Genomic DNA, 15,077 nt, shown 5'->3' with positions numbered 1-15,077 from the left:
TTTGTAGCCTCTGTCGGCGTAGGCACAGCAAGCTAGAAAAATTTGTACCAGTTTCACTGTATCTTCTTTATATTGAGCTGACTATAATTAGATGACAATTAAATAATCAATGTCAGAAAGTCAGCTTAAACAATTTCTACTTGACCTACTTGATGGTAAGCGCGGTTGAAATACACCAAGCTTTCACTAGCTCCGCTCTGTTGATCGCTGTATTGATAGCCATGTTTGATGGCGACGACTCGGCACATAAAGACACTATGCGTACCAACTTCTTGAATGTCCTCAATCTCACAATCAAAACTGATCAACGCATCTTCTAAAACAGGGGCACCTGTGGCTAACTCAGTCCAAGAACCATATTCAAATCGTTCTTCTGAGCATAATTTAGAAGCGAAGGCATTGGATATGGATTCATGCTGGGCGCCTAACACATTGACACTTAATGTTTTGTTTTCAAGAAAATGTGCATGTGACCGAGCTGCCTGATTCATACAAACTAGCAATGTTGGCGGGCTATCTGTGACACTACATACCGCAGAGGCGGTAAACCCATGCAGACCAGATTGGCCTTTTGTAGTGACAACATTGACCGCAGTTGTTAATAGAGACATGGCATCTCTAAAATCGTTGGCTTCAATCATATCTTTAATCATTGCTGTAATCCTGAGAAACGTTAAAAAATTGTGCTTCAATTTTAGTTTCGAAAGGGAAATTCTTTAAATATAATTTCCTCAACGACTGAACTTCAATAAGCATCATTCAAGTTAAAAACTCAGCCTAGAAGAATTCAATTTTGCATAAGCTGAGTTAATAAAACCTAAGCCGTCAATTCTTGACGCACGATTGCAGCGCCTGCACTTAACGCCTTTAGTTTGCCTTGTGCCACTTGGCGCGACAAAGGTGCCATGCCGCAGTTGGTCGAAGGATAAAGCTTATCCGCATCGACAAATTGCAAGGCTTTGCGTAGCGTATTAGCAACTTCTTCAGGCGTCTCAATGTCATTGGTTGCTACATCAATGGCACCAATCATCACTTTTTTACCGCGAATCAATTCAATCAAATCCATCGGTACATGTGAATTTTGACACTCTAAAGAAACAATATCGATATTAGATTGTTGCAGTTTAGGAAACGCTTGCTCATATTGACGCCATTCTGAACCCAGTGTCTTTTTCCAATCATTATTAGCTTTGATGCCGTAGCCATAGCAAATATGTACTGCCGTTTCACACTTTAGACCTTCTATTGCACGCTCTAATGTGGCAATACCCCAGTCGTTGACGTCATCAAAGAACACGTTAAAGGCTGGCTCATCGAATTGGATTATATCCACCCCAGCTGCCTCCAACTCTTTGGCTTCTTGATTGAGGATTTTAGCAAATTCCCAAGCCAATTTTTCACGGCTTTTATAATGACCATCATATAGCGTATCAATCATTGTCATAGGACCGGGCAGCGCCCATTTGATTGGCTGGTCGGTTTGCTGACGTAAAAATTTAGCATCGTCCACAAATACTGGTTTTTGACGGCTGACAGCACCAACGACTGACGGCACACTGGCCTCATAACGATCACGAATTTTAACGGTTTTACGATTCTCAAAATCGACACCGTCAAGATGTTCAATGAAGGTGGTCACAAAATGCTGACGGGTCTGCTCGCCATCACTGACAATATCTATCCCAGCATGTCTTTGTTCTTGCAATGTCAAACGTAGCGCATCTTGTTTGGCCTCAAGCAGTTGCTCCCCTTCTAATGCCCAAGGTGACCAAATTTTCTCAGGTTCTGCCAGCCAAGAAGGTTTCGGTAAGCTGCCCGCTGTTGACGTTGGTAATAATAATTCCATGTTGATTACTCTTTTATATTTTAGTCTTTTATATTTCGATTAGTTAACCTGACTCTCAACTTAGCATGAACTATTTGTAGGCTGAGTTTTTAACCCAGCCTACGCTAATAATTTTGGATAGTTGAGTGTGAGGTATTAGTTAATAATGGTTTGTTAAGCAGCGCGTTTTTTAACCGCTTCTTTTTGCACAGTATTGCTTGTCACAACATAGTTTGCCGCCCACTCATCAAGAATAGCCTGATACGGTTTGATGAACTCATTTTCCGTAAATTTACCTTGCGTCACCGCCATCTGACTGCGCTCTGCGCGGTCATAGACAATTTGAGTCAAGGAAAAATCTTGGTACTTCAAACTGGGTTGATAGATGTGACCCGCAGTAGAGTTGGCATTATAAATTTCGGGGCGGTAAATCTTTTGGAAGGTCTCCATGGTACTGATGGCACTGATTAGTTCCAAATCGGTGTAATCACTCAGCAAGTCACCGGCGAAGTAAAACGCTAAAGGCGCAACACTACCTGCAGGCATGAAATAGCGCACCGTTAAGCCCATTTTATGGAAATAGTCATCGGTTAACGACCTATTGTTTAAAGAATAGTCATCTTGTTTGTATTCAACCCCTAATACAGGATGCTGATTGCCATTACGCTGATAGACTTTACTGCTTGAAACACTGAGGCAAATCACAGGTTGTTTATTAAAGTTGGCTTTGTAGGCCTCTGAGTTCAACAAGTGTTGAAACAGTTTGCCGTGCAGGTCGCCAAAATCGGCTGGCGGTGGAGATTTTGGGTTTGTCTCAAGATGTTCTGGCAGTACGACGCTAAAGTCATAATCGCGCACGTAAGATGAGAAGCTATTGCCAATCATACCGTCAATACGCTTGTTTTCTTTATGATCGATAATCGTTGTTTTCAGCGTCTCAATGACTGGAAATGTGTGGCCATTGCCTTCGATATCTAAGTCTGCAGAGATGATATCAACCTCAACGGAATAACGGTCGGCAGTTGGGTTATCCCAATGCGCGAGATCATTAAAACGGTTATTTATCATAGTCAGCGTTTTGCGTAAGTTCTCTTGACGTCTCTCGCCACGCGCCAAATTCGCAAAGTTAGTCGTCAGACGTGTGCTGTCTGCAGGCTGATAGTTTTCATCAAAACGAATGCTCGAGATGGAATATGTAAACTGTTTACTCATGATAATCCGCTACCCTAATCTACTCTCATTATTTGAGATAAAGCCAAATTTCTGTATGAGATGAATCATACCTAAACCATTACATGAATAAAAACGATACTATTTAAACATAGGATGAATAAAATTCATGTTAATAGGATTATAGTATGAGATGAGATTGGATAACAGAGATTTTGACAACTTACTTGATGGAAAATCAGACCTGTAAAAGCATGAGCGATGCTAACGAAAGCCTAGAGAAAAACTTGGTAGATACTTTTGCCTTTACTAATTTGAAATAGGTCAGTGCTAATAGAGTTTGCACCTCTACACTAATCTCGCTTGAAAGATCTGATCTAGTACAAAACCACGTCTTGTTACTACCTAGAAAATTAACTCTCCTCCAAGAAAAGCTGACTATTTTGGATATTTCTTATTATATAAAAACATATATATTCTAATATCCGAATATATATTGCGGTATATTATACTTTATGTTATATCTATAATAACCCTTGCAACAATGGTGTTATTTTTCTTAGTTGACGTATTGCAACAAGTCTCAAATAAAATATTAGAAAGAGATAAGTTACTAACAGTCCATATAAAGCTGTGTCGGAAAAAGAATGGTACGACCAGTTAAAGATAGGCTTTTATATGTTTGAAAATAAACCTAACCATAAAAAGGGAAATAAGACCAAGAAGTCATTGATTTGAATCAGTATTTTTAATTAGGTTATCCCATAATATCTATAGTTTGGTAGACATTCTCTTAATCTATTGTTCTTTGCGAGTGTCTTTAATATTAACAATCACCTGCACTGTTAGCGTTTTTTCATCATAGTTAGCGTCAGTCTTATCTAGCCTGTTCACTAATTTATTAACCGTTACTTTGAGATCTTAATAAAAAACCCAGAGGATTATATGAAACTAAAAAAGATATACAACCGTATTAAATTCATATCCAGAACACCAGCAGACATATCAAAAATAGTGCGAGGACAAAGCTATTATCCTGAAAAAGAAAGGAAATCTAGTCCTACAATTTTTTTAGATAATCTGTTATGGATCATCAAAAATAAAGAGGTGAATTATTTTTATAACTCTAATGGTCTAGATATCAAAAAATGGAGAAGTCCGGAAGAATTTTTACCAGATATGAAATTTAGAAGAGAAAGAGAATCTGGTAACTCATGTAAAAATGAGAAATTCAACTACAATTATATAGCTATGCTAAGAGACAAATACGTATTTGCAAGTTATCTATCATACGTCATCGGAGAGGACAAAGTAGTTCCTACGATAGCTCTGTACAACAATGGAGAGGTTTATCTACTTAGTGAACGTAAATATATTAGCTTAGAAGATTTTTTTCAAGAAGACATTAAAGTATTTTGTAAAATTATTAACGGGGAAGGTTCAGAAGAAGTCTTTATCCTTGAAAAGAAAGAGGATAGTTATTTTTTAAATAATCAAAAAACTACTTTGTCAGAATTAAAGTCGAAAATGAAAGATTCTAAATTTATTTTTCAGAATGTTATTGAGCAACATGAACGTTTAAATAAAATAAATGATTCAAGTGTTAATACTATCAGGATAACAACGGTACGAGGAGTATCAGGGAAAATCAATATTCTTAATTCCTTCTTAAGACTCGGATCAACCAAAGACTCTTTTGTTGATAATGTTAAGACAGGTGGACTAGCGGTTGGTATCGACGATAGTGGATTATTGAGAAAATATGGTTTCTATGATGTACCTTTTGGTACTAAGGTAGAAAAACATCCGATTAGCAATACGGTATTTGAAGGTTATCAACTTCCCTATTGGGATGAGGTTAAGGACTTAGTAGAAAAAGCACATAAACAATTTTACTATGTGCAATCGATAGGTTGGGATGTCGCTATTACACCTAATGGCCCAATCTTGATTGAAGGTAACGACAACTGGGGCTCTATTCCATCACAGATTGTAGAAGGTGGTTTAAAAGAAAAATGGTATGAACTCAAAAATGGCTAGTGCTTGAATATTCTAGTCAATGTTTGCTTTTTGCAATAGATAAAATCATCAAAAATTACTTATGTTAGGTTTTTTCAAACTTATTTAATTAAAACAGTATGGACACTTTTTATTTGGAGCTTCGTCATGGTAGACACAACTATTTCAGATACAAACAGTAAGCAACCGGTCAATATACTATGGACAGGGGGATGGGACTCAACCTTTAGAATGGTACAACTTGCAGTTTCAGGGGCAGTGATTCAGCCTTATTATGTTATTGATACTGCTCGTATTTCGTCTCTAACCGAAATTAGACAAATGTATATCATTAAAGATGATCTTTCTCGCAAGTACAAAGACTGTGAAATTAAAGATATTAAACTTATAGAGCTTTCACGAATTGATATCCCTGATAAGTATGTGAAGACCCATAAAAAGCTGCTCAAAGACAGTTATATAGGGAGTCAGTATATATGGTTAGCGGCTTTATCAGAGCAGATTGCAGATTTGGAGCTCAGTATTCATAAAGATGATACGGCTGAGTACTTCGTAAGAAAGCTAGTAAATAAAGAGAAAGGCCCAGAGTCTGATGAATTTACTATTTTTGGTCGTTTAAAATTTCCTATTTTGGATTATACCAAGCCTGAAATGGAGGAAGAAGCCAAAACTACAGGTGATTTGGACATACTTTATAAATCTTGGTTCTGTCATAAGCCAATTAACAACACTCCATGTGGGATATGCAATCCCTGTAAATATACTATAGCCGAAGGAATGGCTAATCGTTTTACTATTAGAGGAAAAATATATAATAAGGCGCCACGTCTGTTTTCATTGACACGCAAGGTCGTTCATAGACTTATATAATTGGTTAGCATCATAGGTATCCAAAAAATTGTAGATCTCTAAAAGTAATAGTCAGTATGATAGATAGTTACTTTCTACCAATAAAGAAAAGGCCAAGACTTATTCAGTCTTGGCCTTTCTTGTGCTTACTATAACTTATCAACAGCCGGGCTGTCGTTATCTTTACCGTGCGGAATCAACCATTTAGCAAACCACCCTGACAAATCATCCATTAAAGTATACACGACCGGAATCACGACCAAGCTTAATAGCGTCGAGGTTACTAGACCACCTAATACAGCAGCAGCCATCGGGCGTCTGAAAGTAGGATCGGCATCACCCCAGCCAAATACCAGCGGCAACATGCCAGCACCCATTGCAATAGTAGTCATAATGATAGGACGGGCGCGCTTGCGACAGGCATCTATAATTGCCTCAAAACGTGCTAGACCTCTATTTTGCGCAATAATGGCATAATCCACTAATAAAATAGAGTTTTTGGTGGCAATACCCATTAGCATAATAAAACCAATCATCGAAGGCATCGATAGACTACTGCCCGTAATGACCAAACCCACAAATGCACCGCCTATCGATAACGGCAGTGCCATCAAAATAGTAAAAGGCTGTAAAATCTTACCAAAGAGTAGAATTAAGACGCCTAAGATACAGATAATACCTACGGACATGGCAATGACAAAACCGCTAAATAGCTCAGCCATATTTTCCGCTTGACCCTGTGCAATCATAGTAATGGAGGCTGGTAGTTGCTGCATGGTAGATGTGTTTTTGACTGCTTCTACCAAGTCGCCAAGCTCGCCAGCACCAGGCTGCACCGTAATCGTAATTGAGCGTTCACGATCGAGGCGACTAATTCGCGCAGGCCCTGTACCAAAGTCAAGGTCAGCGACTTCGCCGACTCGTACGCCTTGACCAGCTGGGCGTGTGCTAGGCACATACAACCCTTCTAACTGATTGACGTTTTGTTTGGCCACATCAGGTAAGCGCACCACGATAGGAATCTGCCGCGTATCTAAATTCAGCTTGGACAGACGCTGTTCATAATCACCCACTGTCGCGATCCGTAAGGTAGTTGCGATATCTTGTGTGGTGACGCCTTTATCTGCCATTGCTAGCCGATCAGGAGTCACGGTCAGCTCTTGTTGCGGTAAGCTGCGATCACTGGTGACAGCGCCTGCAATCGGTAGCGCGCGGATATCCGTCATGATTTGTTGCGCGGTCTGCTCTAGCACTTGCGGATTGGTACTGGTCAATGAGAAGCTATATCCCGTCTCGCCGCCACTCGATAGCCCTACCGTAAAACGAGCACTGGGCACTTCTGTCAATATGGCGCTAACCTGTTGCTCGATCTCTTTTTTAGAGATACGTTCGGCACGTGGGGCAAGGACGATATCTAGACTGGCAATGTTTTTTGCGCCGCCACTTCCACTACTAGAGTTTGGCCCCATCGCTTCTTGCGCCTGCCCAACTGAAGAGAAAACATGAGTTACCTCAGGCAAAGCTAAAATGCGTTCACGTGCCAATGCGGTTACCCGCTCGGTATCTTCGAGTTCAACATCAGGCGTCAGCTCAATGCCTACTCGCGTTTGATCAATGTCATTATCAGGAATAAACGAGGTCGGTAGCAGCTGCACTAGGGCTAATGACCCTATAAATAATAATAAGGTGGCGCCCATGGTTAACCAGCGATGATGAAGTGTCCACGATACTATCTTTAAATACCATGTCATCAATGCGCTTTGCTTTTCGACCCGCTGTTTTTCTGGTCGCAAAATATAGGCTGCCATCATCGGCGTAATTAGACGTGCTACCAATAGCGAGGCAAAAATAGCCATCGCTGCTGTCCAGCCAAATTGGCGGAAGAACTGCCCAACCACACCGCCCATAAAGGCTGTAGGTAAAAATACTGCAATCAAGGTAAAGGTAGTGGCAATAACTGCAAGCCCAATTTCATCAGCGGCTTCCATTGCCGCTTCATAAGGCGTTTTACCCATCCGTAAATGGCGGATAATGTTTTCTACCTCAACGATAGCATCATCGACCAACACACCGATGACCAGCGATAACGCCAATAATGAGATAATATTGAGGCTAAAATCAAACAGATACATGCCCAAAAAGGTAGGAATGACCGATAATGGCAAAGCCACAGCGGCGACGATAGTAGCGCGGATATTGCGTAAAAATAAGAACACCACGACAACTGCTAAAATACCGCCCTCAATCAACATGCGTAATGAAGACTTGTAGTCTTCTTCCACTGGGGTAGCACGGTCGTAGACTTTTTCGACCTCGATATTACTCATCTCAGCACTTAACTGTGCCAGTGCTTCATCCACTCTTTTGGTGACTTCAACTTCACTGGCACCGCGTGAACGAGTGATGTTAAATGCGACGACTGTTTCGCCATCTAGTTTGGCAACAGAGCTAGGATCAGCCGCACCATCAGTCACTTCAGCCATACGTCCTAACGCTTGCGTGCCTCCAGTAGGGACAGCAATCTGTAAATCGTTAAGCTCGCGTGCGCGCTCTACTGCTCCCAATACCCGAATAGTTTGGGTAGTATTGCCAACTTCAGCTTCTCCGCCTGCGCTGTCTTGCTGAATACCAGCGATCTGCTGAGACAACTGAGGGATGGAGAGTTGCAAGCCACTAAGCACAATAGGGTCAGCGGCAACGGTAATCTCACGTTCAAGACCACCAATACGACTGATAGCGCTTACCCCTTGGATATCAGATAAGCGCTTGGTAATCGTGTCATCCACGAACCATGATAAGTCCTCAACACTCATATTATTCCCAGTCACTGAATACGTGACTACTGGAAATCCTGCTGTCGACACCTTGGTAATAATAGGATCATTAGCAGCTGCCGGTAAGTCTCCACGTACCTCACCGACTGCTGAGCGCACATCATCCATGGCTTCTTGAATATCTTTTTCTAATACAAACTCAGTAGCGATAGTAGCTGCACCAGTTTGTAAGGTAGTACGAATATGCTTAATACCTTCAATACTAGTCAGCCTATTTTCAATCTTTTTAGCGACATCATTTTCGAGCTGTGACGGTGCGGCTCCCGGCAAAGTAACCGTCACGACGACCGCTGGTAAATCAATATCAGGGAACTGCTGCACTTTCATCTGTTGAAAGCCAAACAAACCGCCGAGTGTTAGCAAGACAAATAGTAAAATCGCAACAAGTGGATTTTTAATTGAATAGGTAGATACATTCATACTCATGATGTTGCCTGCATAGCTTTACTTTCTACAACGCGTACTAAGTCACCATCATTTAAAAAGCTACCGCCTTGCTTGACCAAGCTAATATCGTTTGGCAAAGGCTCTGCAAGTACAACACTGTCCCCGATACGATCTCCTAGGGTCACGCGCTGCTGTTGAATACGTCCAACCGTTTTGTCATTCTGGGTTTTGATATCCGTCACTAGCATCACATAATCATAGCCATCATTGCTGACAATAGCGCTATTGGGCACCGTTTGCATGCTCTCGCTACCGAGCAAAAACTCACCGGTTTGATACATACCCGCACGCGCTGCAGAGTTGGTTTCTAAACTCGCATAGATAGTAATCTGACGGTTATTATCCGCTGTCGGAGCGATACGACTGACTTGCCCCATCACTGATTGATCTCTTGGCAAGCTGACTTTGACAGGCGTACCTACGTTTACATCACCGATTAACTTAGGATCGATATCAGCACGCCACTCTAAAATACCCCCTTTAATAATCGTAAATAGGGGCTCGCCACCTGCGACCATGCCGACCTCAGCCATCTTGTCACTGATTACGCCACTCACTGGCGCGACGACTTTGGCATTCTCAAGGGTTAAGCGCTGATTGCTTAAGCGAGCTTTTGATGACTGCAAGGCAGCTTCTGCGCGTATTCTGGAAGTACGGTAACGGTCCGCTTCTTGTTTACTAATGGCATCTATATCAATTAGCGGTAGCACACGTGCCGCATCCGCGCTGGCATTAGCAAGCGTAGCTTCGGCTTCAGCCACATCTGCTTCTGCTTGCAAGACTTGTTGCTCCATAGCATCGGTATCAAATATCGCTAAAACTTGACCGGCTTTGACACGCGTTCCTTCTTCGACCAATACACGCTCAATTGCCACGCCATTGACCTTGGCACTGACATTTGCAATATCTTTGGCACTAATCGTACCGTCAGCTGTTAGCGTGTTGCCGACACTATCTTGACTAGGCTGCACTGTTTCAACTGACAAGACGGCTTGGTCATTATCTGCATTGATAGGCGCTATATCACTTTGAGTCCCAATGGTAACGGTTGACTCATCTGTAGTTGAGTCATTACCATCCCAATACTTGCCTAGCAGCACACCCATGACCAGCACTGCTACCAACACAGGCAATAGCCACACTGGCAGCTTCGACGAAGGTTTATGCTTGGGCATATCAGGATTACGATAAGGTGGCAGCTCAGGCTCAGGATTAGACACTTGCTTATCATTAGGGTCTTGCAGGTCACTCATAATCGGTCTCTATAAATAAGCGCATTGATAGAAAAGAAGCTAAACATTAATCTTTAATGGGGTGATATAGACAGTTTATATTATTGATATCTTTTTGCATTGTAGTCTATCTTACTAGCAGGTCAACTGTAGTTTATCCCTACTCTGTTAAAAAATAATTATAAATAACAGTCGAAAGACAGAGCAAGCGTTCAGTAATAATGATATGAATTTGGAAAATTATGAATTGAAGAGTAATGAGTTGATATGACTATCTATATGTGAATATTGGCTAGATATGACGATTAGATTTCGATCTTATTAACTTTTCTCTGTTATCATTTTTCGATGATAATCGTATCGCTATCGAATATTACACACTACATACGATATACAGTTCTGTCTTGTGTTGTTAGGTTGGTTTGATACTATTAACTCATGACATCATTCACTCAATGACATCATAATAATGGTGGAATTAGTCCATTAACTTTAACTGTATATTGATGTTAAGATGCTGAATACCCAGCACTTTAAATCATAAATCAAGGAGTCCATCATGGCTAATAAAGAAAAAGTAAAAGCGATAAAGCAAGAAATCAAAGAAACCAAGGCAAATATCAAAGACCAGAATAAAAACCTTAAAGATCTTAAAAAGGATCTAAAAAAAGCAAAAAAAGAGAAAACTGAGAAAAAATCTAAGAGTGAGAAAAAATCTAAATAAGCCTTTTTTAGACGCTTGTTAGATATATAAGCTCGTTAAACATAAAAAAGAGGATAGCAATTGCTGTCCTCTTTTTAACGTGTATAGAATAAAGCTTATCGCCATACTTCAGAGTATGAGGTATAGAAATATCAAGCACAATCTAGTCAATTCACTTAAAAAATGAATACCTCGCTACTCACCAAATCATCTTAGGCACTGTTTTAAGCAACTGGTTTAAGCATTGGTATAGCGGCTGGCCTCAGGCATCCAGCGGTGTATCAATTGGCTGACATCGGCTTTACGCGTGGGGTCTGCAATTAAATGCTTGGCCAAACGCTGAGCAATGGCAAATAACTGCTCATCACGAATCAAATCAGCCAGATAATAGCCTACATTACCCGTTTGCCGTTTACCGAGTAACTCACCTGGTCCGCGCAGCTCTAAGTCTTTTTGGGCAATGACAAAACCATCGGTGCTGTCTCGCAGCACGTTGAGACGTTCTGTACCTGTTTCCGACAATGGCTTCTGATATAGCAGAACACAGTAGCTTTTGGTTGAGCCGCGCCCAACGCGTCCACGCAATTGATGTAACTGCGACAGACCCAATCTTTCAGCGTTCTCGATGACCATTAATGATGCATTAGGTACATCAACCCCTACTTCGATGACCGTTGTGGCAATCAATAAATCAAGCTTGCCCGCTTTAAATTCTTGCATGATAGCTTGCTTATCAGCGGACCTCATTTTGCCATGTACCAGGCCGATTCGAATATCCAAACGCTCATGTAAGTCCTCATAAGTGGCTTCGGCAGCTTGCGCATCGAGTACGCTCGACTCTTCCACCAACGAACACACCCAATACGCCTGCCTGCCCGCCTCACAATTAATCGCAATGCGCTCTATCACTTCATCACGGCGATTGCGGTCAATTGTCACCGTAGTAATTGGCGTCCGTCCCGGTGGCAACTCATCAATGATAGAGGTATCCATATCACCGTAAACACTCATCGCTAGCGTACGCGGAATCGGGGTCGCGGTCATAATCAGCTGATGCGGGGTACTATTAGCCACGCCTTTATTGGTCAAGGCCATCCGCTGCTCAACGCCAAAGCGGTGCTGCTCATCAATGATGACCAGACCTAATTTGGCAAATTGTACTTGTTCTTGAAATAATGCATGAGTACCGACGACCACTTGCACAGTGTTTTCACTCACCGCTTCTAACGCTTCGCGGCGCTGCTTTGCCGTTTGCTTCCCAGCCAGCCAGCCGACACCAATACCTAACGGTTCAAACCATTGTTTAAAATTTAATAAATGCTGCTCTGCTAAAATCTCAGTCGGTGCCATGACGGCCACTTGCCAACCACTATCAAGTGCGTAGCCCGCTGCTCCTGCTGCAACCAAAGTCTTACCTGCGCCCACATCACCTTGTACCAATCGTAGCATTGGAATAGAAGTCGCCATATCGGCCGTGATATCTTTCATTACACGTTGCTGCGCGCCTGTCAAATCAAAGGGTAATGCCGCAAATAGCTTATCAGCCAATGGGCTTTGCGTGGTACATTTGGGTGCTTTATGCTGATGTAATTGCTGGCGGCGATATAGTAAGCTGAGCTGATGCGCGGTCAGCTCTTCAATAATGAGACGCTGACAGGCAGCATGCGTACGCGCGCTTAACTGGGTGAGTAGCTTATATTGCTGCCCAGCATCAGTATAAGTAAGCGGCGTATGCAGTAACACCAACGCTTCAAATATCGTCAAGTTATAGACATTATTATGAGCCGTTCGAGCGGCTACCGTATTGATATCATTGTTGACATCACTACTTGTATTGTAGGAAGTTGCACTGACTTTATTGACGCTATGACCAATCGTATTGTCAGGTACACTACGCGCCAATGTGGAGAATATATCTTCCGAATATTCTGTTTCTTCTGCTGACAGTTTTGTCAGCTCAAACGGTGCCAATGGCAAGTCAGCCACAACGGCAAAATCTTCTGACGTAAACAACGTCATCGGCAGCCCTTGACTGCGAACGGTTTGTAATGCCAACTTAATTAAAGTGCGCAGCTTGTTCTGATGCAAGCCTTTGACGCTTGGATAGATTGGCTGTAGACCCGTATTAGTAATGTCTGCATTATCAGTAATAATCTGATATTCAGGATGGTGCATCTGCTTACCGTAACGGCTGACTTTAACCTCTCCAAACAACTGTAGCCATGTACCCAGACTCATCGTTTGGGCAAGGCCAGGATAGACTTTAAAAAAACGCAGAGAGATTGTGCCAGTATCATCGTCTACAATCACTGTCATGCCACTGCGCTTGGTATCAACGTGTACTACGCGCCCAGTGATTAACGCAGCTTGCCCATGACCCACATCCGCTATCGGTACCAGTCGACTACGATCTTCGTAATCGCGTGGCAGATGCAGCAGTAGATCAAAGATGCGCGTAATACCCAATTGCGTCAGCTGCTCAGCAACTTTTGGTCCAACTCCTGCCAGCGCCGTCACGGGCATATCTAATGCCGAAATTGGCTGCTTTGACAATACATTGTCTGATAGGTTGGCTGTGGAATGACTAGAGATTGGCATTAAAAACCCTAACGATATTATTTTTAAATTCTGTATAGTTGAATGTTTTATACTTAATTTTCTTCTTAAAGCTGAATCATTTAACTATATTCAAACACGATAATAATCAACAAGCTATGAAAATAATGAACCTAAATCATTATAACTGACAACACTATCGATTATGCTAAGCTATTTAGTAATGATGCGTCTATACACTTAACGGTCAATCAGCAACTCTTTTGCCTATGATCTTTTCCTTTGGAATGTTTTTTACAAGGTCTTTTTATGTCCGTTTATCCTATTCATAATCAAGATTCTCAAACCTCCTATAAAAAATTAATCCGCCCAAGCCTACTGTCTATTTTAGGCTTAGTTATCAGCGCCTGTACTAATATTGTGCCATCCGCAACTCATGCACAAATTCAGCCAGTACCCATTGCACCAAAAGTTGCTTTGGTTTTAGGCGGCGGCGGTGCCAAAGGTTTCGCTCATGTCGGTGTCATTAAAGCATTAGAGGAGAGCGGTATCACACCAACACTGGTAGTTGGAACCAGCGTCGGTAGCTTGGTTGGTAGCCTATATGCTAGCGGCTACACACCGCAGCAGCTTGAGCAATTAGCATTAACCACACCTGATAGCGAGTTGACCGACTTTGTTTTATCCAACCAGGGATTTATAGAAGGTATTAAGCTCAGAAACTTTATCAATGCGAAAGTTGGTGGCCGCACGATAGAAGATTTCCCAATCAGCTTTGCGGCTATTGCTGCCGAAAAGGACACGCTACAAAAAGCAGTCTTTACTACCGGAGATGCAGGGCTTGCCGTACAAGCGTCTTGTAGCGTACCTAATATTTTTATTGCGCCGCGTATCCCTGAAAAAGTCGGCAAAAAATATATCGATGGTGGTGTGGTAAGCTTAATTCCTGTCGATAGTGCCCGTGATTTAGGTGCTGATATTATCATCGCTGTCGATGTGACAGTGCCTACATCGAGTAAAAAGAATATGACTAGCAATTTACTACCTGCTATCACCTCATTAAGTAGCTTTTGGGGATTACTTGAAAACAATTTAGCCTCTAATATAGCTTCTAATAATATAGCCTCTAACACTACTTATTCAGGCACTAATCATCGCTCATCAATGCGCAATGAACGTGGGCGTGCTGATATCGTAATTACTCCTGATGTCGGTCATATTAGCTCATTAGATACCAGTCAACGTAGCGCACTTATTACTGCTGGCACGCAAGCCACTACCCCGCAGATAAATGCTATTAAAAAATTAATCAGAGAAAAGTCTAATAGCAAATACGTGACTCTTTAACGATATACAAACTCAGCTCTAACATAGCCTAATTTTCGTTATAAAAAAAAGCACCGCAATCATCAATTGCAGTGCTTTTCTATTATTGAGCATAC

10 protein-coding genes are annotated in these 15,077 nt (G+C 41.8%); 4 read left to right on the top strand and 6 right to left on the bottom strand.

Translation table 11 applies throughout. The features are described from left to right. Positions 1-125: 125 nt before the first annotated feature. The 3 genes from AAEY87_RS11485 to AAEY87_RS11475 form a co-directional block, all read right to left on the bottom strand. Positions 126-641 (bottom strand): flavin reductase, encoded by a 516-nt coding sequence (locus AAEY87_RS11485; RefSeq protein ID WP_350657335.1) that lies wholly within the window; start codon positions 639-641, stop codon positions 126-128. A 176-nt stretch (positions 642-817) separates the two neighbouring features. Further along, the gene (locus AAEY87_RS11480) at positions 818-1,846 is read right to left on the bottom strand and encodes a methionine synthase (RefSeq protein ID WP_350657281.1); all 1,029 of its coding nucleotides are present in this window, start codon (positions 1,844-1,846) and stop codon (positions 818-820) included. Positions 1,847-1,999: 153 nt separating this feature from the next. Next, the gene (locus AAEY87_RS11475; RefSeq protein ID WP_350657280.1) at positions 2,000-3,037 is read right to left on the bottom strand and encodes a DUF1852 domain-containing protein; all 1,038 of its coding nucleotides are present in this window, start codon (positions 3,035-3,037) and stop codon (positions 2,000-2,002) included. Positions 3,038-3,940: 903 nt separating this feature from the next. Here AAEY87_RS11475 and AAEY87_RS11470 point away from each other — a divergent pair. Continuing rightward, complete coding sequence (locus tag AAEY87_RS11470) at positions 3,941-5,035, top strand: sugar-transfer associated ATP-grasp domain-containing protein (RefSeq protein ID WP_350657279.1); 1,095 nt, start codon at positions 3,941-3,943, stop codon at positions 5,033-5,035. A gap of 126 nt (positions 5,036-5,161) precedes the next feature. Next, positions 5,162-5,884 carry a hypothetical protein gene (locus AAEY87_RS11465; RefSeq protein WP_350657278.1) on the top strand — a complete coding sequence of 241 codons (723 nt, stop codon included), beginning with the start codon at positions 5,162-5,164 and terminating at the stop codon, positions 5,882-5,884. A gap of 128 nt (positions 5,885-6,012) precedes the next feature. On the opposite strand, the gene AAEY87_RS11460 is transcribed toward AAEY87_RS11465, so the two are convergent. Beyond that, positions 6,013-9,123 carry an efflux RND transporter permease subunit gene (locus tag AAEY87_RS11460; RefSeq protein ID WP_350657277.1) on the bottom strand — a complete coding sequence of 1,037 codons (3,111 nt, stop codon included), beginning with the start codon at positions 9,121-9,123 and terminating at the stop codon, positions 6,013-6,015. Further along, positions 9,120-10,397 (bottom strand): efflux RND transporter periplasmic adaptor subunit, encoded by a 1,278-nt coding sequence (locus tag AAEY87_RS11455; protein ID WP_350657276.1) that lies wholly within the window; start codon positions 10,395-10,397, stop codon positions 9,120-9,122. The genes AAEY87_RS11460 and AAEY87_RS11455 overlap by 4 nt, the downstream gene beginning before the upstream one ends. A 538-nt stretch (positions 10,398-10,935) precedes the next feature. Between AAEY87_RS11455 and AAEY87_RS11450 the strand changes: the two genes are divergently transcribed. Further along, positions 10,936-11,100 carry a hypothetical protein gene (locus AAEY87_RS11450; protein WP_350657275.1) on the top strand — a complete coding sequence of 55 codons (165 nt, stop codon included), beginning with the start codon at positions 10,936-10,938 and terminating at the stop codon, positions 11,098-11,100. 216 nt (positions 11,101-11,316) lie between these two features. On the opposite strand, the gene recG is transcribed toward AAEY87_RS11450, so the two are convergent. Continuing rightward, the gene (gene recG / locus AAEY87_RS11445; protein ID WP_350657274.1) at positions 11,317-13,677 is read right to left on the bottom strand and encodes an ATP-dependent DNA helicase RecG; all 2,361 of its coding nucleotides are present in this window, start codon (positions 13,675-13,677) and stop codon (positions 11,317-11,319) included. 267 nt (positions 13,678-13,944) lie between these two features. On the opposite strand from recG, the gene AAEY87_RS11440 reads away from it, so the two are divergent. Then, complete coding sequence (locus tag AAEY87_RS11440; RefSeq protein WP_350657273.1) at positions 13,945-14,982, top strand: patatin-like phospholipase family protein; 1,038 nt, start codon at positions 13,945-13,947, stop codon at positions 14,980-14,982. Positions 14,983-15,077 lie beyond the last annotated feature (95 nt).

The sequence above is a fragment of the Psychrobacter sp. S1-30-MNA-CIBAN-0213 genome, assembly GCF_040309845.1.
In the GTDB taxonomy this organism is placed as follows: Bacteria; Pseudomonadota; Gammaproteobacteria; order Pseudomonadales; family Moraxellaceae; genus Psychrobacter.
Note: the sequence above shows the minus strand (reverse complement) of the source record. Positions and strands in the feature narration are given on the sequence as shown.

Excerpts from the sequence above, each read along its gene's own strand:
- AAEY87_RS11485 (WP_350657335.1), bottom strand. The coding sequence starts at position 641 with ATGATTGAAGCCAACGATTTTAGAGATGCCATGTCTCTATTAACAACT.
- AAEY87_RS11480 (WP_350657281.1), bottom strand. The coding sequence starts at position 1,846 with ATGGAATTATTATTACCAACGTCAACAGCGGGCAGCTTACCGAAACCT.
- AAEY87_RS11475 (WP_350657280.1), bottom strand. The coding sequence starts at position 3,037 with ATGAGTAAACAGTTTACATATTCCATCTCGAGCATTCGTTTTGATGAA.
- AAEY87_RS11470 (WP_350657279.1), top strand. The coding sequence starts at position 3,941 with ATGAAACTAAAAAAGATATACAACCGTATTAAATTCATATCCAGAACA.
- AAEY87_RS11465 (WP_350657278.1), top strand. The coding sequence starts at position 5,162 with ATGGTAGACACAACTATTTCAGATACAAACAGTAAGCAACCGGTCAAT.
- AAEY87_RS11460 (WP_350657277.1), bottom strand. The coding sequence starts at position 9,123 with ATGAGTATGAATGTATCTACCTATTCAATTAAAAATCCACTTGTTGCG.
- AAEY87_RS11455 (WP_350657276.1), bottom strand. The coding sequence starts at position 10,397 with ATGAGTGACCTGCAAGACCCTAATGATAAGCAAGTGTCTAATCCTGAG.
- AAEY87_RS11450 (WP_350657275.1), top strand. The coding sequence starts at position 10,936 with ATGGCTAATAAAGAAAAAGTAAAAGCGATAAAGCAAGAAATCAAAGAA.
- recG (WP_350657274.1), bottom strand. The coding sequence starts at position 13,677 with ATGCCAATCTCTAGTCATTCCACAGCCAACCTATCAGACAATGTATTG.
- AAEY87_RS11440 (WP_350657273.1), top strand. The coding sequence starts at position 13,945 with ATGTCCGTTTATCCTATTCATAATCAAGATTCTCAAACCTCCTATAAA.